This is a genomic window from Methylobacterium sp. AC433 (assembly GCF_979253015.1).
Map to the genome: position 1 here is coordinate 1 of NZ_CEEDBN010000021.1, position 24,489 is coordinate 24,489.

General features: G+C 70.1%; 24 protein-coding genes. 7 read left to right on the forward strand and 17 right to left on the reverse strand.

What is annotated here, in order from left to right:
• Window positions 1-184: 184 nt before the first annotated feature.
• Window positions 185-1,198, reverse strand: a complete 1,014-nt coding sequence (locus AC0IWM_RS21405; RefSeq protein WP_471758343.1) for a glycosyltransferase family 2 protein — start codon at window positions 1,196-1,198, stop codon at window positions 185-187.
• Window positions 1,199-1,693: 495 nt separating this feature from the next.
• Here AC0IWM_RS21405 and AC0IWM_RS21410 point away from each other — a divergent pair, with 495 nt between their 5' ends.
• From AC0IWM_RS21410 to AC0IWM_RS21425, 4 genes are all read left to right on the forward strand, one after another.
• A complete protein-coding gene (locus AC0IWM_RS21410) occupies window positions 1,694-1,885 on the forward strand; it encodes a hypothetical protein (protein ID WP_471758345.1) in 192 nt (63 codons plus the stop codon).
• A gap of 8 nt (window positions 1,886-1,893) precedes the next feature.
• Window positions 1,894-2,238 (forward strand): hypothetical protein, encoded by a 345-nt coding sequence (locus tag AC0IWM_RS21415; protein WP_056475350.1) that lies wholly within the window; start codon window positions 1,894-1,896, stop codon window positions 2,236-2,238.
• 24 nt (window positions 2,239-2,262) lie between these two features.
• Window positions 2,263-3,105, forward strand: a complete 843-nt coding sequence (locus AC0IWM_RS21420) for a DUF1206 domain-containing protein (RefSeq protein WP_471758347.1) — start codon at window positions 2,263-2,265, stop codon at window positions 3,103-3,105.
• A 111-nt stretch (window positions 3,106-3,216) separates the two neighbouring features.
• Window positions 3,217-3,564, forward strand: coding sequence for a PepSY domain-containing protein (locus AC0IWM_RS21425; protein WP_471758349.1), 348 nt, complete (start codon window positions 3,217-3,219; stop codon window positions 3,562-3,564).
• Window positions 3,565-3,626: 62 nt separating this feature from the next.
• On the opposite strand, the gene AC0IWM_RS21430 is transcribed toward AC0IWM_RS21425, so the two are convergent.
• The 4 genes from AC0IWM_RS21430 to leuD all read right to left on the reverse strand — a co-directional run bounded on the left by AC0IWM_RS21430 (window position 3,627) and on the right by leuD (window position 6,966).
• Window positions 3,627-4,550, reverse strand: coding sequence for an NAD-dependent epimerase/dehydratase family protein (locus AC0IWM_RS21430; RefSeq protein ID WP_471758351.1), 924 nt, complete (start codon window positions 4,548-4,550; stop codon window positions 3,627-3,629).
• Window positions 4,551-4,564: 14 nt separating this feature from the next.
• Window positions 4,565-4,951, reverse strand: coding sequence for a RidA family protein (locus AC0IWM_RS21435; RefSeq protein ID WP_471758353.1), 387 nt, complete (start codon window positions 4,949-4,951; stop codon window positions 4,565-4,567).
• Window positions 4,948-6,153: a lytic murein transglycosylase gene (locus AC0IWM_RS21440; RefSeq protein ID WP_471758355.1), complete on the reverse strand. Its 1,206-nt coding sequence runs from the start codon at window positions 6,151-6,153 to the stop codon at window positions 4,948-4,950. The genes AC0IWM_RS21435 and AC0IWM_RS21440 overlap by 4 nt, the downstream gene beginning before the upstream one ends.
• A gap of 210 nt (window positions 6,154-6,363) precedes the next feature.
• On the reverse strand, window positions 6,364-6,966 hold the full coding sequence (leuD, locus tag AC0IWM_RS21445) for a 3-isopropylmalate dehydratase small subunit (protein WP_471758357.1): 603 nt from the start codon (window positions 6,964-6,966) through the stop codon (window positions 6,364-6,366).
• A gap of 176 nt (window positions 6,967-7,142) precedes the next feature.
• Here leuD and AC0IWM_RS21450 point away from each other — a divergent pair, with 176 nt between their 5' ends.
• Entirely contained in the window at window positions 7,143-7,310 is a 168-nt protein-coding gene (locus tag AC0IWM_RS21450) for a hypothetical protein (RefSeq protein WP_181017318.1), read from the forward strand.
• 28 nt (window positions 7,311-7,338) lie between these two features.
• Here AC0IWM_RS21450 and ccrA read toward each other — a convergent pair whose 3' ends face one another.
• Entirely contained in the window at window positions 7,339-8,616 is a 1,278-nt protein-coding gene (gene ccrA, locus AC0IWM_RS21455) for a crotonyl-CoA carboxylase/reductase (RefSeq protein ID WP_056475365.1), read from the reverse strand.
• A gap of 656 nt (window positions 8,617-9,272) precedes the next feature.
• Here ccrA and AC0IWM_RS21460 point away from each other — a divergent pair.
• Window positions 9,273-11,342, forward strand: coding sequence for a protein meaA (locus AC0IWM_RS21460; protein ID WP_471758359.1), 2,070 nt, complete (start codon window positions 9,273-9,275; stop codon window positions 11,340-11,342).
• Window positions 11,343-11,495: 153 nt separating this feature from the next.
• On the opposite strand, the gene AC0IWM_RS21465 is transcribed toward AC0IWM_RS21460, so the two are convergent.
• The 10 genes from AC0IWM_RS21465 to AC0IWM_RS21510 form a co-directional block, all read right to left on the reverse strand.
• Window positions 11,496-12,671: an MFS transporter gene (locus tag AC0IWM_RS21465; protein WP_471758361.1), complete on the reverse strand. Its 1,176-nt coding sequence runs from the start codon at window positions 12,669-12,671 to the stop codon at window positions 11,496-11,498.
• Window positions 12,668-14,344, reverse strand: a complete 1,677-nt coding sequence (lnt, locus tag AC0IWM_RS21470) for an apolipoprotein N-acyltransferase (RefSeq protein WP_471758363.1) — start codon at window positions 14,342-14,344, stop codon at window positions 12,668-12,670. The genes AC0IWM_RS21465 and lnt overlap by 4 nt, the downstream gene beginning before the upstream one ends.
• Before the next feature lie 10 nt (window positions 14,345-14,354).
• Window positions 14,355-15,467, reverse strand: coding sequence for a hemolysin family protein (locus tag AC0IWM_RS21475; RefSeq protein WP_471758365.1), 1,113 nt, complete (start codon window positions 15,465-15,467; stop codon window positions 14,355-14,357).
• Window positions 15,468-15,515: 48 nt separating this feature from the next.
• Window positions 15,516-16,031 carry an rRNA maturation RNase YbeY gene (gene ybeY, locus AC0IWM_RS21480; RefSeq protein WP_471758367.1) on the reverse strand — a complete coding sequence of 172 codons (516 nt, stop codon included), beginning with the start codon at window positions 16,029-16,031 and terminating at the stop codon, window positions 15,516-15,518.
• Window positions 16,028-17,137, reverse strand: a complete 1,110-nt coding sequence (locus AC0IWM_RS21485; protein WP_471758369.1) for a PhoH family protein — start codon at window positions 17,135-17,137, stop codon at window positions 16,028-16,030. Before AC0IWM_RS21485 ends, ybeY begins: the two co-directional genes overlap by 4 nt.
• 147 nt (window positions 17,138-17,284) lie before the next feature.
• Window positions 17,285-18,622, reverse strand: a complete 1,338-nt coding sequence (miaB, locus tag AC0IWM_RS21490; RefSeq protein ID WP_471758371.1) for a tRNA (N6-isopentenyl adenosine(37)-C2)-methylthiotransferase MiaB — start codon at window positions 18,620-18,622, stop codon at window positions 17,285-17,287.
• Window positions 18,619-19,551, reverse strand: a complete 933-nt coding sequence (locus AC0IWM_RS21495; protein ID WP_471758373.1) for a lysophospholipid acyltransferase family protein — start codon at window positions 19,549-19,551, stop codon at window positions 18,619-18,621. Before AC0IWM_RS21495 ends, miaB begins: the two co-directional genes overlap by 4 nt.
• A gap of 27 nt (window positions 19,552-19,578) precedes the next feature.
• On the reverse strand, window positions 19,579-20,100 hold the full coding sequence (locus AC0IWM_RS21500; protein ID WP_471758375.1) for a GNAT family N-acetyltransferase: 522 nt from the start codon (window positions 20,098-20,100) through the stop codon (window positions 19,579-19,581).
• On the reverse strand, window positions 20,097-20,774 hold the full coding sequence (gene tsaB / locus AC0IWM_RS21505) for a tRNA (adenosine(37)-N6)-threonylcarbamoyltransferase complex dimerization subunit type 1 TsaB (protein ID WP_471758443.1): 678 nt from the start codon (window positions 20,772-20,774) through the stop codon (window positions 20,097-20,099). Before tsaB ends, AC0IWM_RS21500 begins: the two co-directional genes overlap by 4 nt.
• Before the next feature lie 161 nt (window positions 20,775-20,935).
• A complete protein-coding gene (locus AC0IWM_RS21510) occupies window positions 20,936-21,502 on the reverse strand; it encodes a NifU family protein (RefSeq protein WP_471758377.1) in 567 nt (188 codons plus the stop codon).
• Between the two features lie 269 nt (window positions 21,503-21,771).
• On the opposite strand from AC0IWM_RS21510, the gene rplS reads away from it, so the two are divergent.
• Complete coding sequence (rplS, locus tag AC0IWM_RS21515) at window positions 21,772-22,227, forward strand: 50S ribosomal protein L19 (protein ID WP_055957797.1); 456 nt, start codon at window positions 21,772-21,774, stop codon at window positions 22,225-22,227.
• A 106-nt stretch (window positions 22,228-22,333) separates the two neighbouring features.
• On the opposite strand, the gene AC0IWM_RS21520 is transcribed toward rplS, so the two are convergent.
• Complete coding sequence (locus AC0IWM_RS21520) at window positions 22,334-24,316, reverse strand: putative bifunctional diguanylate cyclase/phosphodiesterase (protein WP_471758379.1); 1,983 nt, start codon at window positions 24,314-24,316, stop codon at window positions 22,334-22,336.
• Window positions 24,317-24,489: the final 173 nt, after the last annotated feature.

Sequence of the window (24,489 nt, forward strand, 5' to 3'; positions counted from 1 at the left end):
CCGCTGACAGGCCGCCCGGGCCTGTTCCCCGAGGACATCGACACCAGCGATCCCTGGCAGTTCCGCAACGTGCTCGTGCACGGCTGAGCCGGGCCGGCCCGGTCAGGTCCAGCGCGCGGGAAATCATCGGCGCCCCGGGGTGGGCGCCGGTGGTCCTTCGCGGCGGGTCCCGTACGCGCCGCGGCTACGCCTTCGCGAGTCTTCGGGCGCGCGCGGCCCCCGAATTTCGTGACAGGCGCTGGTAGGCAACCCGCGCGATGCGGATCGACCATCGCGGTGCCAGGAGCGTCGGCACGGCGCGAGTCCAGTAGCGCGGCATGGTGCGATAAGGCCGGTACAGGTACCGGATCGCGCTGATCGACGCCGCTGCCCGGACGGAACTCATCTTGGCGTTGTTCACCCGCGCCATCACGTGCGAGTCGAAGATCCGACAGCGGAAGGCCGTACGTGCCTCGGGCTGGTGGGCGAACAGCGCGAAGGCGAGCTGGTCGTAGCCCGCGACATCGATCTTCAGCCGATCCAGCCAGCCGAACTTGGTCTTGAACTGATCGTTGTCCGAACGGAAGCCGACACAGGGTTCCTGCACCACCCCCCATCGCCCGAAGCGTTCGAAGACGCGGCCGATGATGTAGACCTGAACGTAGTAGTTCTTGAAGTCCGCGATACGGGGATCGGAAGCGACCGCGTTCCATTTCGTGCGATCGATCACGAGTGCGGACATGAATCCGAGAAGGTCGCCGATCGTGGCGAACAGCGTCGCAGCATCCGAGATCAACTGAGTGGGCGGTGTATGGCGGACGCCGGTCGGGTGCCGCAGAGTCACGTCGTAGTCGATCACCCCCAAGGTCAGGCCGGACACGCCGGGCCAGCGCCGGATCGCACCGAGCACCCGCGCAAGGCCGCCCGGTTCGAGCCTGTCGTCATCGCCCATCAGCCAGACGTAGTCGCTCGTCGCGGCCGCGACGACGGCCAGGAAATTGGCGTCCAGTCCCAGATTGGTCGGCTGGGCGATCAGGACAAAATTCTTGATCCGGCCGCGATAACGTTCGGCCGTCGCGACGGTGTCGTCAGGTGAGGCGTCGTCGCTCACGACGACTTCGATCTGATCCTCCATTCCCTGCGCGATGATGCTGTCTAGAAGTTCCGCCAGCATGCCCGCCCGATTGTAGGTGGGGATGCAGATTGAGATCACTGGCATGTCTGTTGGCTTCCATGCGGCATGGCACCGAAGCGGCATCCACTCATCGCGATCCACTCCGCGGTCGATCCAAGAAAACAATCATCGGGCGTCCTGCAACGCAGAGTCGAGATGGCCAAAGGATAGGTGTCGAATTGCGGTGCGGCGGATCGCGCACGTACCAAAGGAGGCGATCCGGCTGGTTTTTGCGGTGAACCGGTGCAGTTCCGATGGCACGCCGGACTTGCTTTCGCCGCCGACCCCATTCGCGAGCACCGATCGGTTCGGACGCGAAGCTGGCCCTCTGCAGTCGGCGTCCGCGGCGGAGTCATTCGCTCAGCGAGACCGGGCCGGCTCGCCCCGCTCGTCTCGCCGACGGGCAGCCGGCCGGTGCCGGTGAGCCGATGCGCATCGCTTCCGGTCGGAAACCGTCCCGGGTCGGGGTCTGCGCCCCGCCGTCCGCGCGGCGCCGCCCGAGCGAAGGTGCCCCGTGGCCATTGCCGCCTGCGGACGATCATGCTGATCTGCCAGGATGCAGCGCGCATCGCGATCCGGCCGCGCGACGCGGACGAAGCGAGGTGTCCGGCCGCAAAAGGGCGAGATCCGCGCGATCACGCGGAACCGGCGTTGTCTGTGGGGATCACTGACGTCTACGATGGCGTCGTGCTGCCGCCTCGCGTTCCCACCTTCGTCTCCAGCCAGGACTGAGCCGCCCGGTGCCTCACTTCGAAGATTTCTACGCCAACAAGCTGCGCGGTTCGCTCGGGGTCACCGATGCGGAATCGGTCCTCGACCTGCGCGAGACCAATCGCCCGACGGCGGAGGCCTCCCTGGCGGACATGCTGGAACGCAGCCGTTTCGGGAAGGGCAAGACGGTGGCGATCCGCCTGGCCCCACCGCCGGAGGGCGGCGGCGAGACCCTGTTCCAGCCGATCGGGCGCCTGCTCCTCGATGCCAAGCGCAAGGGCCTGGTCGACCGTCTCCAGACACTGCCGGCCGGCGATGGTCTGGGATTCTACGTGGCACTATCCGGCAAGGCTGCGCGTTCCACGGACGGATAACGACGCGGGACCTCGGGAAACGCCTTGCTCAACCTCGGACACAACACGATCGAGCGCGTGGCCCGCTTGGGCTACGGCGCCCGCGGAATCGTCTACTGCATCGTCGGCGGACTCGCGGTGTTGGCGGCCATCGGGCGAGGTGGTCGTGCCGGCGACAGCGAGAGCGCGCTCCGCTGGGTCCTGGCCGGGCCGTTCGGCGTTGTCCTCGTCGGCCTGATCGCGCTCGGCCTCCTGGGCTTCGCCGTCTGGCGTTTCATCGAGAGCGTCACGGACGCCGACCGGCGCGGCACGTCGCTGAAGGGCACGGTCGTCCGTCTCGCCCATCTTCTCAGCGCCATGATCTATACGGGCCTCGCCATCACCGCCGCCAGCCTCGCCCTCGGGCTCGGGCGCAAGGGCGGCGATGCGGCCCAGGACTGGACGGCCTGGCTTCTGGCCAAACCCTTCGGCCTTTGGCTTGTCGGCCTGATCGGCCTCGGCGTGATGGGCGGCGGCGGCGCATTCCTGGTCAAGGCGTTCAGGGGTGATGTCACCGACCGCCTGAAGCTCGATGCCGCGCATTGCCGCTGGGCCAAGCCCGTCGGCCAGTTCGGCTACGCCGCCCGAGGCATCGCCTTCCTGATCATCGGAGGCTTCTTCGTCGCGGCGGCTTGGTATCAGGCCTCCTCCGAGGTGAAGGGCCTCGCCGGTGCCTTCGCGGCCCTGCGCGCGCAGCCCTATGGCTGGGTACTTCTCGCCATCGTGGCGGCGGGTCACTTCGCCTTCGGCGCCTTCGGCCTGATCCAGGCGCGCTTCCGCCACATCGACGCGCCCGACATCGACCAGACGGACGACGCGGTCGCGGCAGCGATCCGCGCGGTGCATTGACGCCGTAGAGGAACAAATGCGGACCCCTGTCGATTGAGGCCCGAATCCAGGGATTCGATGCGGCGGCGGTCGGCCGCCGACTGCGAACCCGACAGGAGGGGGGAAGACACCATGCCAATTCGCACCCGCACTTTCGTGCGTACGAACATCCTGGCCGGCGGCATCATAGCCCTCGGCCTCGCCACGGCGCCGGCCTTCGCGCAGGGGATCTCGATCGGACCCGGCGGCGTCCAGGTCGATCCCGGCTACCGGCGCGGCTACGACGACCGCGGCCCGCCGCGCAGCGAGCTGAGCCGGGGCGAGGCGGCCCGCATCGCCCGCCGCGAAGGTCTCGTCGATGTCGACGGCGTCGACCGGCGTGGCCCGCGCATGATCGTTCGCGGCTCGGACCGGCGCGGCGACGACATCACGGTCGTCCTCGACAGCCGCTCCGGCGACGTGATCGACGTGCGGCGCTGACGTCCGGGCGCCCGTCGCGGCTCCGAGGTGACGAAGGCCCAGCGTTCAGCGCCGGGCCTTCGTCATGCCTGGGCCCGGGCGAAGCGTTCCAGCCCGTCCCGGGCCGTGCCGCCCGGTGCCCATCCAAGGGCCGGCAGTGCGTCGGCGCGGGCGACGAGGCTTGTGGAGAGACGGGCATAGGCCGCCTCCTGCCCCGCGAGCCGGCAGGCGAGGCCAAGGAGGGCGACGGGTGCGGGCAGCAGGCCGGCCCGGCGCCCGAGGCCTGACCGCAGCGCGGCGACCATCTCGCCCAGCGTCAGCGCATCGGGTTCGGCCACGATCATCGGACGACGAAGCGATCCGGGCGCCTCCAGCGCCACGGCGACAGCCTCCGCCAGCGACTCCACCGAGACCAGGGAGCGTCGGGCGTCGAGGCTCGCGAAGGGCAGCGGTGCGGCCGATCGGACGAGTTGCAGGAGCGTCGCGACGTTGCCCTTCACGCCGGCTCCGTAGACCAGCACAGGCCGAAGGGCGACCCAGTCGAGGCCGGTCCCGGCCAGGGCCGTCTCGGCGGCGAGCTTCGAGCGGCCATAGGCCTCGGTCGGTGCCGGCGTATCCGCCTCGGTGACGATGCCGGGTGCCGAGATCCCGGTCTGGGCTCGGATCGAGGACAGGAAGACGAAGCGCTGCACGCGAGCGCGGATCGCGGCCTCGGCGAGGCGCAGGGTCGCCTCGGTGTTCGACGACCGGAAATCGTCCTCCGGCCTACCGGACATCGTCGGTGACAGGCCTGCGGAATGCACGACCGCATCGACCCCGGCCAGTGCAGCCGCCATGTTCATCGGCCGGGTCAGGTCCCCGACGACGGCGCTGCTCGCACCGTCCGGAACCTCGATCGGCCGCCGAAGCAGGACGCGCACCCGGAAGCCGCGCCGCGACAGGCTCTGCAACAGGTGCCGCCCGATGAAGCCCGTGGCACCGGTGAGTGCGATCAGCGGTCCGCCCAATGGTCGAGCCCTCCCTATGGCCGCAGCGCCGTGACCTCGATCTCGACCTTCATCTCCGGGCGCAGCAGCCCGGCGACGATGACGAGCGTGGCGGCGGGCCGGATCTCGGCGAGGACCCGGCCGCAGACGCCCAGCACCGCTTCGGCGTCGGCGCGGTCGGTGACGTAGGTGGTCGCCCGCACGATGTCCGCCACGGACGCCCCCGCCTCCACCAGCGTGGCGGCGATGGTGCGCCAGCACGCCTCGGCCTGCTCGGCCGGCGAATCCGGCATCGTCATCGTGGCGTAGTCGTAGCCGGTGGTGCCGGCCACGAAGACGAATCCGCCCTGCACCACTGCACGGGAATAGCCGTAGGCCGCCTCGAAGGGCGAGCCGGAGCCGATCAGGCGCCGTGCGCTCATCCGCGCCGGAGCGCTTCCAGGACCTTGGCCCCGGGTCGCCCGGTAGCCGGCATGCCGAGACTGCGCTCGACTTCCTTGATGGCGTCGCGGGTCTTGGAACCGACCTTGCCGTCGGGCTCGCCGACATCGAAGCCGCGCTTGGTCAGGCGGGCCTGCAGGTCGCGGCGCTCGGCCCGCGACAGCGGCGGATCGTCGGTCGGCCAGTCGGCCTGGATGCCGCCGCGCCCGCGGAGCCGGTCGGACAACACCGCGATGGCCAGACCGTAGGATTCGGCGGCGTTGTAGGAGTAGAGCGCATCGAAGTTCTTCGTCACCAGGAAGGCCGGCCCGTCGACGCCGGCCGGCAGCAGGATGCCCGCCGGGCCCTCGCCCGAGAGCGGGCGGCCGTCGATCCGGGTCACTCCGAGGGAGGCCCAGTGGGCGATCGCCTTCTTGTTCTTGCGACCCGCCGCGCCGGTATTGAAGCCGCGCGGCACCTTCACCTCGTAGCCCCAGGGCTGGCCGTTGTTCCACTTGGCCACCCGCAGGAAGTTCGCCGTGGAAGCCACGGCGTCCGGGACCGAATCGACGAGGTCGCGGCGCCCGTCGCCGTCGCCGTCGACGGCCAGGCGCTGGTAGGTGGTGGGCATGAACTGGGTCTGCCCGAAGGCGCCGGCCCAGGAGCCGTTGAGGCGCGAGGGATCGATGTCGCCGCGCTCGATGATCTTCAGGGTGGCCATCAGCTCGCCCTTGAAGAAGTCCTTCCGGCGATGATTGGCGCAGATCAGCGTGGCGAAGGACTGCACCAGCGGCATCTTGCCGAGATTCTTGCCGAAGTTCGATTCCACGCCCCAGACCGCCGCGATGGTGTGCCGGTCGACGCCGTAACGGGCCTCGGCATTGGCGAGCGCCTGCGCGTGCTGGCGCATGGCGGCCTTGCCGTCGTCGACGCGCTCCTCGTCCACGAGGGCGGCCATGTAGTCCCAGATCGGCGTCTTGAACTCGGGCTGGGCCTGGCTGAGCTCGAGCACCTTCTCGTCGTAGGCGATGCCGGCCGTGGCGGCCCGGAAGGTCTGGGCCGAGATGCCCTGCGCAGCGGCCTGGGATTGCAGGCTGGCCAGGCAATCCTGGAAGTCGGCGCGGGCCGGGGCAGTGATCGCGAGGAGGACCGCGGCCGCTCCGAGGGAGAGGGTCGCCGTTTGACCCGATCGGCCGAATGCCATGGTGATCTCCGCCAATGCGTTCGCTGGGAATGTGAGCGCGAATTCAGGCGATACCAGGGTTAACGAACGGTTGAGGCCGGTACGGATTCGTTGCGTGGGGTGTCGTCCGATACATCGCGCCGCCGCCCGCGCATCGCCCTCTCCCCTGCGGGAGAGGAACGTTTCCGCGTCCCGAGACGGTGGGTACGATTCCTGCGGCCCCGGCGGTTCTCAGGCGAAGCCGCGCGCCGCGAGCTTCTGCTCGTATGCGTCGATGGCCGGCGCGCGCTTCAGGGTCAGGCCGATCTCGTCGAGGCCGTTGAGGAGGCTCTCCTTGCGGCCGGGATCGATGTCGAAGTGCAGGGTGCCGCCATCCGGCCCCTTGATGGTCTGGGCCTCGAGGTCCACCGAGAGGGTCGCGTTCGAGCCGCGTTCGGCATCCTCGAACAGCTTCTCGAGGTCCTCGGGCGAGACCGTGATCGCCAGGATGCCGTTCTTGGCGCAGTTGTTGAAGAAGATGTCGGCGAAGCTCGTCGAGATGACGCAGCGGATGCCGAAATCGGTCAGCGCCCAGGGCGCGTGCTCGCGCGACGAGCCGCAGCCGAAATTGTCGCCGACGACGAGAATCTTGGCGTTGCGGTAGGCCGGCTTGTTGAGGACGAAGTCCGGGTTCTCGGAGCCGTCGTCGTGGTAGCGCATCTCGGAGAACAGGCCCTTGCCGAGGCCGGTGCGCTTGATGGTCTTGAGATATTGCTTCGGGATGATCCGGTCGGTGTCGACGTTGATGATCCGCATGGGCGCCGCGACGCCCTCCAGGGTGGTGAACTTGTCCATGATGATCGCCGTGGTCCGTGAACGCCGTGCGGGTCGGCCGCCCCGATCGGAGGTGAGGCCGTTTGCTTGGGCATCGGTCTATCAGCCCGCGCAACGCGCCGGAAGCCGGCCTCTCGCGTCTCGCGATCGTCGCGCATCGCGCCTATGCTCACGCGAACGGACGGATGGGGGCAGGAATGGCCGAGACCACGAACCAGTTCAAGAAAGCGCCCAAGCGCAAGAAGGAGAAGGCCCGCTCGGTGACGGTGTCGCCCGAGATGCGCCAAGCCTACGCGGACCTGATCAAGCAGAAGGAGGAACGCGAGGAATACGCGAAGCACCTGCCCTCCGAGAAGGGCAGGTGATCGTGTCGCCGACGAAAGCTCGGGAGGTTTAGAGCTTACCGGCCTCGATCACGTCCTCGACCGTGCGCAGGCCGGCGCGCGGAGCGTTGACGAGGCAGGCCATGTTGCCGGGGGCGTGCTGGTTCTTCCACATCTTGGTGTGGGCCTGGGGAATCTTGTCCCAGGGGAAGACCTCGCTCATGCACGGATCGATGCGCTGGTCGAGGACGAACTGGTTGGCGGCCGACGCCTGCTTCAGGTGGGCGAAGTGCGAGCCCTGGATGCGCTTCTGGCGCATCCAGACGTAGCGGGCGTCGAAGGTGATGTTGAAGCCGGTGGTGCCGGCGCAGAACACGATCATGCCACCGCGCTTGGCCACCAGCGTCGAGACCGGGAAGGTCGACTCGCCCGGGTGCTCGAACACGATGTCGACGTCGTTGCCCTTGCCGGTGATGTCCCAGATCGCCTTGCCGAACTTGCGGGCTTCCTTGAGCCAGGTGTTGTACTCGGGGCTGTTGACCTTCGGAAGCTGGCCCCAGCAGTCGAACTCCTTGCGGTTGATCACGCCCTTGGCGCCCAGACTCATGACGTAGTCGCGCTTGGTGTCGTCGGAGATCACCGCGATGGCGTTGGCGCCCGAGGCCGCGCAGAGCTGCACCGCGAACACGCCGAGGCCGCCCGACGCGCCCCAGACGAGGACGTTCTGGCCCGGCCGGACGGTGTGCGGCGCGTGGCCGAACAGCATGCGGTAGGCGGTGGCGAGGGTCAGCGTGTAGCAGGCCGCCTCCTCCCAGGTCAGGTGCTTCGGGCGGACCATGAGCTGGCGCGACTGCACCCGGCAGAACTGGGCGAAGGAGCCGTCGCCGGTCTCGTAGCCCCAGATCCGCTGCGAGGGCGAGAACATCGGGTCGCCGCCGTTGCACTCCTCGTCGTCGCCGTCATCGCGGTTGCAGTGGACGATGACCTCGTCGCCGACCTTCCAGCGCTTCACCTTGGCGCCGACCTTCCAGACGATGCCGGAGGCGTCCGAGCCCGCGATGTGGTACTCGCCCTTGTGCACGTCGAAGGGCGAGATCGGCTCGCCGAGACCGGCCCAGACGCCGTTGTAGTTCACGCCGGCGGCCATGACGTAGACCAGCACCTCGTCGTCGCCGATCTCCCAGACGGGCAGAACCTCGAGCTGGTGCGACTGCTCCGGCGGTCCGTGCCGCTCGCGCCGGATCGCCCAGGCATACATCGTCGCCGGCACGTGACCGAGGGGCGGGACCTCGCCCATCTCGTACAGGTCCTTGATTTCAGTCGTGCTCGACGCAGCTGTCGCGGCCATCTCGGCTCTCCCCGTTACTTCTTGTGCTGCCCGCTATATCGGCGAACCGGGAGCCCTCCAAGACCCCGAACGGCCAAGAATCTTTTTGTCTGCTCGCAAGAAAGGTTACGGCCCACAAGAAGAAGGCACCGGCTGGATCGGCGCTCTTGTGTATTCAATATTATCGTGGTGCTGCGGGCCTTTAGAAGCCTGAGCCGACGAATTCGGCCGGCTGCGGAACGGCCCCTGCCGATAGGGGACCGTCGGTCACGCCGCCGCGCAGATCGGCATCCGCCTTGTACCAATGTCCAAGCACCCGATCCGGGATGGTGGGATGGAAGGCCCTCGCCGGGGACGATCTTGTCCGCAAGCGGCCGGCATCGCGCACTCGCCGGGGCGCGGACGGCGCCCGATGCACGGTTCCGGCCCAGATCGGCGATGTGCCGCCCTTCGGCCGGCCGTGAAACATCCGGGCGCCGGGCCGCTCAAGGGCCGGACGGCACGTTTCCGTGAGCTCCTTCGGTCCCGCGAAGACCATCGGGGCGGCCGCGCGCAGGATGTTCCTTCGTGCTGATGACGCGGCGAATGCGCTTCGCTAGGGTGCGCGGCAAGTGGTCGACCGCAGTCAAATGCAATTTGAGATCACATCAAATTCAGTCTTGAGGGGGAGTTCCGGGATGAGCGGACAGGCAGCGGTCGCGGAGACGACGAAGCGCGACAAGCCGTGGATCATCCGCACCTATGCGGGCCACTCCAATGCCAAGGAGTCGAACGCTCTCTACCGCGGCAACCTGGCCAAGGGGCAGACCGGTCTCTCGGTGGCCTTCGACCTGCCGACCCAGACCGGCTACGATCCCGACCACGAACTCGCCCGCGGCGAGGTCGGCAAGGTCGGCGTCTCGATCGCGCATCTGGGCGACATGCGGACCCTGTTCGACCAGATCCCGCTCCAGCAGATGAACACCTCGATGACGATCAACGCCACGGCGCCGTGGCTGCTGTCGCTCTATCTCGCGGTGGCAGAGGAGCAGGGTGCGCCCTTCGCGGGCCTGCAGGGCACCACCCAGAACGACATCATCAAGGAATACCTCTCGCGCGGCACCTACGTGTTCCCGCCCGCGCCCTCCCTTCGCCTGACCAAGGACGTGATCCTGTTCACGACCAAGGAAGTGCCGAAGTGGAACCCGATGAACGTCTGCTCCTACCACCTGCAGGAGGCCGGGGCGACGCCGGTGCAGGAGCTGTCCTACGCGCTGGCCATCGCCATCGCGGTGCTGGACACCGTGCGCGACGATCCGGACTTCGACGAAGCGAGCTTCGCCGACGTGTTCAGCCGGATCTCGTTCTTCGTGAATGCCGGGATGCGGTTCGTCACCGAGATCTGCAAGATGCGGGCGTTCTCGGAGCTCTGGGACGAGATCGCCCAGGAGCGCTACGGCATCACCGACCCGAAGAAGCGCATCTTCCGCTACGGCGTCCAGGTGAACAGCCTCGGACTGACGGAGCAGCAACCCGAGAACAACGTCCACCGCATCCTCATCGAGATGCTGGCCGTGACCCTGTCGAAGCGTGCCCGCGCCCGTGCGGTGCAGTTGCCGGCCTGGAACGAGGCGCTCGGCCTGCCGCGGCCATGGGACCAGCAATGGTCGATGCGCATGCAGCAGATCCTCGCCTTCGAGACGGATCTCCTCGAATACGACGACATCTTCGACGGCTCGAAGGTCATCGACGCCAAGGTCGAGGCGTTGAAGGCCGAGACCCGCCAGGCCCTGGAGGAGATCGGGGGCATCGGCGGCGCCGTGGCGGCGGTGGAGACCGGGGCCCTCAAGCGTGCGCTCGTGGAATCCAACGCCAAGCGCATCTCGGCCATCGAGGCCGGCGACCAGGTCGTGGTCGGCGTCAACAAGTTCCAGGCCGGCGAGCCCTCCCCGCTCACCGCCGGCGAGGGCGCGATCTTCACCGTCTCCGAGACGGTGGAGATGGAAGCCGAGCAGCGCATCCGCGAGTGGCGCTCCAAGCGGGACGGCCAAGCCGTGGAGAAGGCCCTGGACGAGCTCGAGGCCGCGGCGCGCTCCGGCGCCAACATCATGCCGGTCTCCATCGCGGCGGCGAAGGCCGGCGTGACGACCGGCGAGTGGGGCGGACGCCTGCGCCAGGTCTTCGGCGAGTACCGCGCCCCCACCGGCGTCACCCTGGAGACCGTCTCCTCGGGCGCGGCGCAGGATGCCAAGCTCCTCATCGCCGATCTCGGCGAGCGGCTGGGCGAGACCCCGAAGCTGGTGGTCGGCAAGCCCGGCCTCGACGGGCATTCCAACGGCGCCGAGCAGATCGCCCTGCGCGCCCGCGACGTCGGCTTCGACGTGACCTACGACGGCATCCGCCAGACCCCGGCCGAGATCGTCGCCAAGGCCAAGGCCACCGGCGCCCACGTGGTCGGCCTGTCGATCCTCTCCGGCAGCCACGTGCCGCTGGTACGCGACGTCCGGGCGAAGATGCGCGAGGCCGGCCTCGACCACATTCCGCTCGTGGTCGGGGGCATCATCTCGCCGGACGACGAACTGGTGCTCAAGAACATGGGCGTCACGGCGGTCTACACGCCCAAGGACTACGTCCTCGACACCATCATGGTCGGCATCGCCAAGGTGGTGGAGCGCGCCCTCGACAAGCGCGCCGCCGAGCAGGCCGACGCCAAGGCCGGCATCGCCGGGGCGACTCCGCGCGGCGAGCCCACCGAGAAGGTGTTCTGAGGGCGCCCGCCGGCCTCGGGTCGGCACCGCCCTGCCCTTCGTCCAACGGATTTCGTGCCGGGTCCGGGATCCGTTGGACCCAAGGCGAAGCGTGGGCCGTCGGGGCGTTCTTCGCTCCTTCGGTCGGATCAGGGCCGGCAGGCCCCGGCGCGCTCAGGCCTTGCCGACGTAGCGGTCACGCCCGGCGCCCAGGCTGCACAGGAACGCGCAGGCCGCGATGGCGCAGAACAGGGCCGTCGAGGCGGCCCAGGTGCCGGTCAGGTCGTGCGCCAGTCCGAAGCTCAGCGGGCCGAGGGAAGCCACCGTATAGCCGACGCTCTGGGACATCGCCGCGAGGCTGCCGGCGGCGGCGGGGTCGCGGGCCCGCAGGACGATGATGGTCAGGCCGAGGCCGAACAGGCCGCCGAGGCCGGCGCCCAGCAGCATGCCGACCGGGAGCGCCCAGGCGAGCGGACCGTAGACCAGGGCCACCAGCGCCAGGGTGCAGAGGCCGAGCAGGCCTGCCGCGAAGCCGCGCTGGTCGCGGACCCGGGCCGCGAAGGACGGCACCAGCAGCGCCGCCGGGGCCTGCCCGATGCTCATCAGCGACGACACGAACCCGGCCTCGACGGCGCTGAGCCCCCGGTCGTGCAGCACCAGGGGCAGCCAGCCGAACATGATGTAGGCCAACGACGATTGCAGGCCCATGAAGCCGGTGACCTGCCAGGCCAGCCGGTCGCGCCAAAGGGAGATGCGCCCCGCCGCCCCCTGGCCGGCATCGGGCGCCCGCGCGAAGGGAGCCCAGGCGAGGGTCGCCAGGAGGGCGGGCACGGCCCAGAGGGCGAGCGCCGCGGGCCAGCCGCCGAGACCGTCGGCGAGCGGCACCGACAGGCCCGCTCCGGCCGCGGCGCCGAGGCAGAGCACCATGGTGTACAGGCCGGTCACGAAGCCGGTCTGGCCGGGAAAGTCGCGCTTGACCAGGCCCGGCAGCAGCACGCCCGAGAGCCCGATCCCGAGGGCGGCCAGGCAGGCGCCGACGAAGAGCGGCTCCAGGCCGCCGAGGCCCCTCAGGCCGGAGCCGAGGGCGACGACCGCCACGGCGACGAGAACGCCGCGATCGGCGCCGAGGCGGCGCATCACCCAGGGTCCGAGGGTACAGGCGAGGCCGATGCAGAGCACCGGCAGGGTGGTGAGCAGTGCCGCCCCGGCGGCGGTCAGCGCCGTCTCCCCGCGGATGCGCTCCAGCAGCGGGCCGACCGTGGTCAGGGCCGGGCGCATGTTGAAAGCGACCAGCATGATGCTGAGGCCGAGGAGGATCGGCCGGACCGTGGCCGGCGGGGTGCTCTTCACGCGCTGCGCCGCCGTGCCATCAGGGTGGTGAGGAAGGCGCCGACCCAGATCAGGGCGAAGGGCAGGTCGCCCAGGCTGGCATAGACCGTCCGCCCGGCGAGGCGTGCCGGCAGGGCGGCATCGAGGACGCCCTCGACGCCCAGCGGCAGGCTGGCGGTGATCCGGCCATGGGCGTCGATCACGGCCGAGATGCCCGTATTGGCGTCGCGCACCAGGGGGAGCCCCTCCTCCACGGCGCGCAGGCGCGCCTGGGCGAGGTGCTGTCGCGGCCCCGGCGTATCGCCGAACCAGGCGTCGTTGGTGAGGTTGAGAATCAGCCCCGGGACCGGTGGCGGGCCGTTCGGCGTCGCGCCGGGCACGATCGCGCCCGGGAAGATCGCCTCGTAGCAGATCGTCGCCGCCACCGGCGGCAGGCCCGGCACGGTCATGATCCGCTGGGTCGCGCGGTCGCCCGCCGTGAAGCCGCCCGGAATCGAGACGAACTGGCGGATGCGCAGGGCTCGCAGGGTCGCGTCGAGGGGGCCCGGCAGGTACTCGCCGAAGGGCACGAGATGGACCTTGTCGTAGATGTCGCCGAGCTTCGGTCCGGCCGAGATCGTCAGGATGCTGTTGAAGAAGCGCGGCCGCTCGTCGCCCACCGGCACCTCGGCCCGGGCCGCGCCGGTGATGAGTTGCTTGCCGGGCGGAAAGGCGGCGGCGATCCGGGCCAGGGCCTCCGGGTCGCGCTGGATCAGGAACGGGAAGGCGGATTCCGGCCAGATCACGTGGGTGACGTCGGCGATGCCGGTGCGGTCGGGAGCGGCGGCGCGGTCGCTGAGTTCGAGGTAGCGGTCGAGGATGTCCTGCCGGTTCTCCGGCCGGAACTTGGCGTCCTGGTTGAGGTTCGGCTGGACGAGGCGCAGGCGTACGCCCGAGACGACGGGATCGGCCGCGGCCGGGACCCGCAGAGCGCCGAATCCGGCGAGCCCCGCGAGGGCGAGGCCGGCGAGGGCAAGGGGGGCGAAGCGTCCGCGCCAGGTATCGGCGACCGCCAGGGTCGCGGGGGCCGCCGCGACGAGGATCGCCAGGAACGTCAGGCCGTAGAGGCCGACCACGGACGCGCCCTGCATCAGCCAGAGGTTCTGGCCCAGCGCCATGCCCAGGGTATTCCAGGGAAATCCGGTGAAGAGGTGCCCGCGCATCCACTCGCAGGCGGAGAGGCCGAGGGCCAGGCTGACGATGCGCGACGCTCCCCGCGACCAGAGCAGGCGGGCGACGGCGAAGCCGAAGGCGTAGAACAGGGCGAGCACCGCCGGCAGGCCGACGACGCCGAGGGGCAGCGCCCAGAGGAACTCCTCGGCTTCCACGAGGAACGCCGAGCCGAGCCACCACAGGCCCGCGGTGAGATAGCCGAATCCCCAGGCCCAGCCGATCAGCGCGCTGGCGAGCACCGCGCCGCGGGTGGCCCGGCGCCCGGTGGCGGCTCCGTCCACCAGCCAAACGGCGACGCTCAGGGACACGACGAGAGCGGGGAAGAGCCCGAAGGGCGGCATGGCGAGGGCGCCGATCGCGCCGGAGGCCGCCGCGACGGCGAGGCGGCGCCAGCCGGCGGTCAGCATGACCCACTGGGCCAGGACGGTGAGCGGTCCCGTCGCCGGACCGCGCCCGGCGCGGTCCGCGGGGATCGAGGTCATGCCGGCTCCGTCACGGGATGGGCGATTCGGGCGCGGGCTTCGGGGGCGGCAGGGCCAGCGGCACCACGGCGGTGATGCGCGCGTCGCCGCGCTGCAGGCGCAGGCGCTTCACCCGGCGCGGATCGGCGTCGAGCACCTCGAATTCGAGGTCGCCGGGTCCGCTGATGAGTTCTCCGCGCGAGGGCACCCGCCCCGCGAGAGTGACGATGAGGCCGCCGATGGTGTCGATTTCCTCGGCCATCTCGCCGACCGCCGCCACGAGGTCGACCCCGCTGGCCGCCGAGACCTCGGCGAGGCCCGCGCGGGCATCGGCGACAAAGACGTCGCCCTCGCCGTCGACCCGCTGGACGAGGTGCCCCTCGGCGACGTCGTGCTCGTCCTCGATGTCGCCCACCACCATCTCGATCAGATCCTCGATGGAGATGAGGCCGTCGGTGCCGCCGTACTCGTCGATGACGAGGGCCATGTGGGTCCGCGTCGCCTGCATCCGAACGAGAAGGTCGATGGCCGGCATCGAGGGCGGCACGAACAGCACGGGGCGCTGGATGCGGGTGGCCGCCAGGGTGGCCGAGAGGTCGACATTGGCGAGGTTGAGGGTGCGCAGAGCCCGCGTACCCCGTCGCGCCCGGGGCGGCAGCACCGGAGCGGCCTCGCCCTCGGTCGTGGGCGTCGCGGGGGGGGTACGGCGGCTACCGGCCTCGGCCCGGGCGGCGATGTGGTCGACGAAGTCGCGGATGTGGACCATGCCGCGCGGGTCGTCGAGGGTCTCGCCATAGACCGGCAGGCGCGAGTGCCCGGCCGTGCGGAACAGCTTCAGCAGGTCGCCGAGGCTGGTCTCCATCGACACCGCGACGATGTCCGCCCGGGGGATCATCACGTCGTCGACCCGCACCTTGTGCAGGCCGAGGACGTTCTTGAGCATGGCACGTTCGAGGGGCGAGAACGCGTTCTCGCCGGTGTCGGGCTCGGCCAGCGCGTCCTCGATGTCGTCGCGCAGCGAATCGCGGGGACGCAGGTGGAAGACGTGCAGGAGGCGGTCGTACCAGGGCTCGCGGGCCTGGCTCTCACCGTCGCCGGAACTGGGCGCGGCCTGGGCCGCGCCGCGACTTCGATCGTTTGTCATGTCTCTCTGATCTGGGAGGTCGGGCAGGATGGCCGCCCACGGTGGCGCTCACTCGGCCGAGGGTTCTGCCGCGTAAGGATCGGGAACGCCGAGGGTGCGGAGAGCCGCCACCTCGAGGGCTTCCATCGCGTCGGCATCCGCCTCGCCGGTCTCGTGGTCCTGACCGAGCAGGTGGAGGGTGCCATGGACGAGGAGGTGGGCCAGATGGTCGCTGAGCGGCTTCGACTGCTCCGCACTTTCGCGCAGCATCGTGTCATACGCAAGAACCACGTCGCCGAGAGGCACCGGCATGCCCGCATGGGCGGGTTGCGCCGGCGCGGGGAAGGACAGCACGTTGGTGGGCTTGTCCTTGCCGCGCCAGGTCCGGTTCAGCTCCTGCACCACCGCGTCGGTCGCGAGCAGGATGCTGATCTCGACGGCTCCATCCGGAGGCTCGGGGGCCACGGCGAGGCCGGCCTCCACGGCGCGAATCACGAAGGCCTCGAGGTCCGGCGCGACCTGGTCCCAGCGTGGGTCCTCGATCGCCACGTCGATCTCCGCCTCGAAGGTGGCGACCGCGCTCACGACAGCGGCCTCCGGCGCGAGACCGCGTTGCGGTCGGCATCGCCCTCCCCGTGGGACGCGGCCTCGTAGGCGGTGACGATGCGGCGGACGAGGTCGTGGCGCACCACGTCGACGTCGCGGAAGGTGATGCGGCCGATGCCCTCGACGCCGTCGAGGACGCGCACCGCCTCGACGAGGCCGGATTTCTGGCCCGGCGGCAGATCGATCTGGCTCGGATCGCCGGTGATGATCATGCGGGAATTCTCGCCGAGACGGGTGAGGAACATCTTCATCTGCATCGAGGTGGTGTTCTGCGCCTCGTCGAGGAGCACCACGGCGTTGGTGAGGGTGCGCCCGCGCATGAAGGCCAGGGGCGCGATCTCGATCACGCCCGTCTGCAGGCCCCGGTCGACGTGGCGCGCCTCCATGAAGTCGTAGAGGGCGTCGTAGATCGGCCGCAGGTAGGGATCGACCTTGTCGCGCATGTCGCCGGGCAGGAAGCCGAGGCGCTCGCCGGCCTCGACGGCGGGGCGCGACAGGATCAGGCGCTCGACATGGCCCTGCTCCAGCAGGGAGACGGCGTAGCCGACGGCCAGCCAGGTCTTGCCGGTGCCGGCCGGCCCCTCAGCGAAGACGAGTTCCTGGCTCCGCAAGGCTCTGATGTAGGCGTCCTGCGCCGCGTTGCGGGCGCGCACCGCACCGCGCTTGCGGGTGGCGAGCTGGTCGAACACCGGCCGGTCGGGCTCGGCGCTGACCTCCGCGGCCGGGAAGAGATTGCCCTGCTGCGTCGTCTCGTGGATCGCCCCGTCGACGTCGCCGAGGGTCAGGGGCAACCCGCTCGCCTTGACCCGGGCGTAGAGCCGCTCGAACACCTTGCGGGCCTTCTCGGCCGCCTCGACGCTGCCCTTGACCACGAGGTGGTTGCCGAGCGCGGTGGCGGTCACGGCGAGGCGCCGCTCGATATGGGCGACGTTCTGGTCGTACTGGCCGAAGACGAGGCTCGCGAGGCGATTGTCGTCGAAGGTCAGGGAGACTTCCTCGGTCTCGACCAGTCCCCCGATCCGCGCCGCCGGGCCGCGCCCGCGCAGCGCGCCACCGCGTCCCCCCGCCCCATCAGATCCTGGCACGCCGTTGTCCTTCGTTCGATACAGGGATTCGCCGCCGATCGCTCCGGTCCGGACCGCGTCGCAGACGATCCCGAGATGGGCACCTCGGTCGCGCCGGACAGGGTCCGGCCGGCGCGGCGTATCGACCGACGGGGCCGGTCCGCGCCCTCAAGCGGCCGCCGCGCCGCCGACGGCCTCGCCGAACAGGCTGTTCGAACCGGCCCGGACGACCCGCACCGGAACCACGGTACCGATGGTCGAGGCCGGAGCGTCGAACTGGACCGGCAGCAGATGGGGCGTCTTCCCGGCGACCTGTCCGGGATGCCGGCCGGCCTTCTCCACCAGCACCTCGACGACATGGCCGACAGCGGCGGCGTTGAAGGCGTGACGCTGCGCGTCGAGGAGGGTCTGGAGAGCCGCCAAGCGGGCGGATTTCACGGCCTCCGGCACCGCGTCGGCGCTCTCGGCCGCCGGGGTCCCGGGGCGCGGGCTGTACTTGAACGAGAAGGCGCTGGCGAAGCCGACCTCGCGCACCAGCCGCATCGTGTCCTCGAACTCCGCATCGGTCTCGCCGGGGAAGCCGACGATGAAGTCGGAGGACAGGGCGATGTCGGTCCGGGCGGCACGCACCCGCTCGATCAGGCGGCGATAGGCGTCGCCCGTGTGCTTCCGGTTCATCGCCCTGAGCACCCGGTCGGAGCCCGACTGCACCGGCAGGTGCAGGTAGGGCATCAGCGCCGGCAACGTACCGTGGGCGGCGATGAGGTCGTCGTCCATGTCGTTGGGATGGCTGGTGGTGTAGCGCAGGCGCAGCAGGCCGGGGATGCGCTCAAGGGCACGCATCAGCGCCGGCAGGGTCGCGCTGCCGCCATCGGGTCCGGCCCCGTGATAGGCATTCACGTTCTGGCCGATCAGGGTGATCTCGCGGACGCCGCCGCGCACCAGCTTCTCGGCCTCGGCCAGGATCGCGTCCACCGGGCGCGAGACCTCGGCGCCGCGGGTATAGGGCACGACGCAGAAGGCGCAGAACTTGTCGCAGCCCTCCTGCACCGTCAGGAAGGCGGTGACCCCGTGGGTCCGGCGGGCCGGGAGATGGTCGAACTTGTCCTCGACCGGAAACTCGGTGTCGACCACGCGCTTCGTGGCCGAGCGCGCCAGCAGGTCCGGCAGGCGGTGATAGTTCTGGGGGCCGACCACCACGTCGACGGTGGGCGCACGGGCCAGGATCTCGGCGCCCTCGGCCTGGGCGATGCAGCCGGCGACCACGATCCGGGTCTCGCGGCCGGCCTCGGCCCGCTCGCCCTTGAGCACGCGCAGGCGGCCGAGCTCGGAATAGACCTTGTCGGCGGCCTTCTCGCGGATGTGGCAGGTGTTGAGGATGACGACGTCCGCCTCCTCCACGGCATCGGTCGCCGCGTAGCCCTCGGCGCCGAGCACGTCCGCCATCCGCGCGGCGTCGTAGGCGTTCATCTGGCAGCCGTAGGATTTGACGTAAGCTTTCTTCAACAGTCCGATTCCGGTGACACCATCTCCGCCCCGCGCATAGCACGGTTCGTCAGCGGCGTCGCGACCCCTCGATTCGGGGAAGATCCGTCATCCGAGCGAGGCTGAAGCCGACGCCCAGACCAGACCGGCCCCAGCGGCGGCCGGCCCGTCACGCCGCGCTGGAGGGCGGTCCGCACCGAGGCCTCGGCCAGGGCGGTGGCGCGCTTGCGGTCGGTGCCGGCCTCGACGGCGATCGGCGTCCCCCAGACCACGTGGACGTCGATGGGTCCGCCGTCGAAGAAGGCGGCGAGGTGGGGCGCCAGGTCCATGTCGCCGTACCACGCCACCTCCGGGCGCTCGGCGCGCACCAGCGGCAGGCCGTTGCGGCGCGGATAGGTGATCGCCAGCGGCTGGAGCCGGATGCGGGTCGGCCCCTCCCCGGCGACCGCCGCGCGGGCCGCCCCGACCAGCGAGGAGCGGAACGGCAGCAGCCGCGTGCCGTCACCGGTGGTCCCCTCGGCGAAGAGCACGATGAGGTCGCCCCGGGCCAGGCGCTGCGCCACCGTGGCATTGACGTTGGCGGTGTCGGCCCGGCGCGCCCGGTCGATGAACACCGTGCGCTGCAGCCGCGCCAGGGTGCCGACCACCGGCCAGCCGGCGATCTCGGACTTCGCCACGAAAGAGAGGGGCCGCAGGGAGCCGAGGACGATGATGTCGAGCCAGGAGACGTGGTTGGACAGCACGAGCGCCGGTTCGCCCCCCTCCGGCGGCGTGCCGCTCTGCGTCACCCGCAGGCCGAACAGGGCGACGAACACCCGGTGGAACAGCACCGGCATCCAGGCGGCGATGCGGCCGCGCCCGAAGCGGAGGCTGAGAAAGTGCGGCCCGACGATGACGAGGAAGGCCAGCGCGCAGAGCGCCAGGCGGCAGAGCGCGCCGAGGCGTGACATCGGCCGGTCAGCGCCCGCCGGGTGGCGTCACGCCAGCACCGCCGTCATGGTGAGCGCGGTCGCGCGGGCGCCGTCGGCGCGGGTGTAGTAGCCCGTCCGCTCCCCGACCTGCCGGAATCCGTGCCGGGCATAGAGCTTGAGTGCCGGGGCGTTGCCCTCGTCGACCTCGAGATGGACCGTCCGCACCCCGGCCTGGACGAGGTGATCGAGATGGGCGGCGATGAGCTTGTGCGAGAGGCCGCCGCCCCGCGCGCCCGGCGCCAGCACGACGGTGAGAATTTCGGCCTCGTCCGCCGCCCGGCGCGACAGGACGAAGCCCTGGATCGCGCCGCCCTTCCACAGGGCGTGCGCCTCGGTGGAGCGCTCGCACAGCATGCGCTCGAACTCGTGCGCGTCCCAGGGGCGGGCGAAGGCGGTGGCGTGGATGCGGGCCAGGGCCCGCGCCTGCCCGGAATCCCGCAGCAGGGTGACGTAGGGCGCCGTGCCCCAGGCTTCCCACCAGGCGGACCAGACCTCGAAGGGCCAGAACGGTGTCAGCGAACGGGTCATCGGCGGGCGAGTCTCGTGTGATCTTGCGGCTGGGCGTCGGGGCCGCGCAGGTAGAGCGGACGGGCGAGCGCCTGGTCGGGGTCGGCGAGCATGCCCAGCGAGGCGACCCAAGCGATCTCCGCCGCGCCGGTCCCGGCGACCGCGACGTCGAGGCCCCGCGCCTTCGCGGCCTGGGCGACCAGGGGTGCGCCGGAGCCGACGAGGGTGACCACTCCGTCGAGCATGGCCGCCGCCTCCTCCACCGGCACGTGGCTCGGTGGCACGACGATGCCGTCGGTCATGCTCATCGCCTGGAGGTAGACCGAGCCGTGCCGGGCATCGATGGCGGCCACGATGAGGCCCTCGCCGTTCAGGGCGAGCAGCGGCGCGAGCAGGGCCGAGAGGGTGGTGACGCCGACCACCGGGATGCCGGTGGCGAGCCCGATGGCGCGCGCCGCGGAGAGACCGACGCGCAGCCCGGTATAGCTGCCGGGCCCGACCGTGACGGCGACGCGGTCCAGGGCCTCGAAGCCGCCCTCCACCCGTGCGACCACCCGCTCGACCATCGGCAGAAGCGCTTCCGCATGGCCGCGCCCGAGGACCATCGACTCGTGTGCGAGGAGATCGTCGGTCGAATCCGAGGCGATGCAGACGGAACAGGCGTCGAGCGCCGTGTCGATGGCGAGGATACGCAACGTCACTCCCGATCGTGCCACAGGCCCGGACCGCGCGGAGGCGTCCGGGGACACGACTTTAAGACAAAAACGGCCGCTCCGTCAGGGCGGAGCGGCCATCATGGGCAAATTCGGGCGAACCTGTTGCGGCTTTGCGTCGGCGCGTCGGAATTCGAGCGGCCCTAGATCGCCTGGACTTCGCGGATCTCCGGCAGGAAGTGCCGGAAGAGGTTCTGCACGCCGTTGCGCAGGGTGGCGGTGGAGGACGGGCAGCCCGAGCAGGCGCCCTTCATCTCAAGGTAGACCACGCCCTCCTTGTAGCCCCGGAAGGTGATGTCGCCGCCGTCGCCGGCCACCGCCGGGCGCACGCGGGTCTCGAGCAGGTCCTTGATGGTCTCGACGGTCTCGATGTCGGCCGGGTCGAAGAACTCCTCGGCGTCCTCGCTGCCGGCGACATGGCCCTCGGCCAGGGTCGGGGCGCCGGACTGGAAATGCTCCATGATCGCGCCGAGCACCGCCGGCTTGACCTGGGGCCAGAGGTTGTCGTCCTCGGCCTTGGTGACCGAGATGAAGTCGTGGCCGAGATAGACCCCGCTCACGCCGGGCACGTCGAACAGCCGGCTCGCCAGCGGCGAGCGGGCGGCGGCCTCGGAATCGCGCGCCTCGAAGGTGCCCTCGGTCAGGACGACGCGGCCGGGCAGGAACTTCAGGGTGGCGGGGTTCGGGGTGGCTTCGGTCTGGATGAACATGGCTGCGAAAGATCCTCGTCCGCTGCGCCGGTTCAAGGCCGGCCGGGAATGGCGGCGGAAGGCTCCGCCGACCCCCTCCATGTGGACCGCGCGCGGGATTTTCTCAACCGCGCCGGCTGCGCAGGCCTGCCCGCGATGTCTGCCGCCGGCTATTGGACAAGCGCCCCCGCCTCGTGTAAGGCCCGCCTCAATTCAAAACAGGATGCCGAAATCCTGACGCACGCGGTCCCATCCGGGGATCACGGGCGCGCACCGGCAGGACGTGAACCATGAACATCATCCAGCAGCTCGAGCAGGAGCAGATCGCTTCGCTCGGCAAGACCATCCCCGATTTCCAGCCCGGCGACACGGTCACCGTGAACGTCAAGGTGAAGGAAGGCGAGCGCACCCGCGTGCAGGCCTACGAGGGCGTCTGCATCGCCCGCTCCGGTGGCGGCCTCAACGAGAGCTTCACCGTCCGCAAGATCTCCTACGGCGAGGGCGTCGAGCGCGTGTTCCCGCTCTACTCGCCGCTGATCGATTCGATCGCCGTGGTCCGTCGCGGCAAGGTGCGTCGCGCCAAGCTGTACTACCTGCGCGACCGTCGCGGTAAGTCCGCCCGTATCGTCGAGCGCGCCGACCGCCCGGCCGAGAAGGCCGCCAAGGCCGATGCCTCGAAGGCGAACAAGGATGCCCGCAAGGCCGAGAAGGCCGCCAAGAGCGCCGCGAAGACCGCCGCCGAATAAGTCCGTCGCCGCAAGGCGTGTCCGGCCGGAGCGATCCGGCCCGGACAAGGCGAAGGCCCGCTCGGGACACCGAGCGGGCCTTCCGCGATTCCGGCCCTCGCCTGCGTCAGGCGTGCCGCAGCATCGGAGGAGGCGCGATCCGCTTCATCGCGGCGACGCCGGCGTTCCGGCCGATCCAGAGCAGAGCCTCCGCCTCGGGCATCGCCTTGGCGAAGTAGTAGCCCTGCAGCACCTGGCAGCCGAGGGCGCGCAGGACCTCGACGTGCTCGCGCGTCTCGACCCCCTCGGCGACGACATGCGCGCCGAGGGTATTGGCGAAGGCTAGCACGGCCTCGGTCAACAGGCGGTCGCGCGTGTTGTCGGCCACGCCGTGGATGAAGCTGCGGTCGATCTTCAGGCCCGCGAGCGGCAGGTCGCGGAGAGAGCCGATCGACGAGTAGGCGACGCCGAAATCATCGACGATGACGCGGACGCCGAGGCGGGTCAGCGCGGCGATGTCCGACCCGCCGCGCTCCGTCGAGTATACGGCCTCCTCGGTGATCTCGATGGCGAGGCGCGACGGGTCGAGATCCCTGGCGGCCAGTTCGGTGGCGATGAGTTCGGCGACCGGGTAGGTCCCGAATTCCTCGGGCGAGACGTTGATCGACACCACGGTGTCGCCGTGCCCGCTCCTGTCGAGCAGGGCGATCATGCGGCAGGCCTTCCGGAGGATCGCCCGGGTCAGGGCCTCGCATTGCCGCGTGGTCTGGGCCGCGCTGACCACCCGGGGCGGGCTGATCCAGCCGAAGCGCGGATGCTGCCAGCGCAGCAGCGCCTCGACGCCGACGACCGCGCCGGTCCAACAATCGACCTGGGGCTGGAACCAGACTTCGACGGCATCCTCGGCCAGCGCCTGCGCGAGGTCGGCCTCGATCGCCCGCTTCATCCGGGTCTCGTCGCGCATCACCTCGTCGAACTCACGCCAGGACCGACGCCCGCCCTCCTTGGCTGCGTAGAGGGCGAGGTCGGCGAAGGTCTGGAGGTCTCTGGCCGTTTCCCCGTCGCGCGGATATTGCGCGAGCCCGACGCTGGCGCCCGCCTGGATCATCTGTCCCGACGGGATGCTCAGCGTCGCCAGACCCTCGACGATGCCTTGGGCCAGGTTCGCGGCGGCGTCGCGGTCCGCGACGGGCACGAGGGCGGCGAACTCGTCGCCGCCGAGGCGGGCAATGACGGCATCCGGGCCGGCATACCGGCTCAACCGGTCCGCCGTCGCCACGAGCACCGCATCGCCGACGGCATGTCCGTACCGGTCGTTGATGGACTTGAAGCGGTCGAGGTCGATCAGCACGAGCGCGAGGGTACCGCTTTCCCGCGCCGCAGCCGCGAGCCGGTCCTCGAAGGCGGCCTGATACCCAGCGCGGTTCATCAAACCCGTGAGGTGATCGTGGGTGGCGGCGTGTTCATGGCGTTCGACCGCCTGCACCGCAGCGACGTTGGCCGCCTTCAAGGATGCCGTCAGGGCTTCGGCCTCGTGCCTGAGGCGGCTCGAGAGCCGGAAGTGCCGCTCCTGGTCGCTCGCGCTGCGGATCATGAGCGCGGTCAGGAGCGCCAGGTTGATCGCGATGGTGTTGGCGGCCAGCGAGCCCGCGAGGGCGAAGAGGATCACCAGGAGGATGCTGTTGGGCAGGATGAAGGCGAGGACCTGGGCCCGGCTGGCCTTGCTCTGCACGGTCGCACCCGCGTTGATGCCGCAGAAGGTGAGCCCGACGGCGACGGAGTAAGCCTGACCGTACCGGGCGCACGCGAAGAGGATCCCGGCCCAGCAGAGCCCCGAGAGCAGGGCGCCGACCCAGCACCACATCAGGAGCCGCCGAGGGTTCTCGTCGAGGAGGCCGCGCCGTTGCCACACCCATGCCAGGGCGACGCGCGAGGCGTTGACCAGGGTGTTGCATCCGATGAATGCGGCGAGCACGGCATGTGGAAGACTGTCCCACATGCTCACGGCAAGGGACGTCGCGACGAAGAGGTTCGAGACCATCGTGATCGGCAGGCCCCGAAGGACCTCGGCCAGCCGATCACGTTCGATCACGTTCGTGATGGTCGTCACTCGGTTCATTGTTGCTGCTGCTGGAAGGAAGAACGGTCGACCGGAGTGCCGGAGCCTACTACTGTCGGATTAGGCCCCCAGAGATGTAAACATACGATTGATTTAATCGCAGCCGTCGATGCAGCTGAGCTATGTCATGCGACGCTGTATTCGCACCAATATTTCCAGAATTC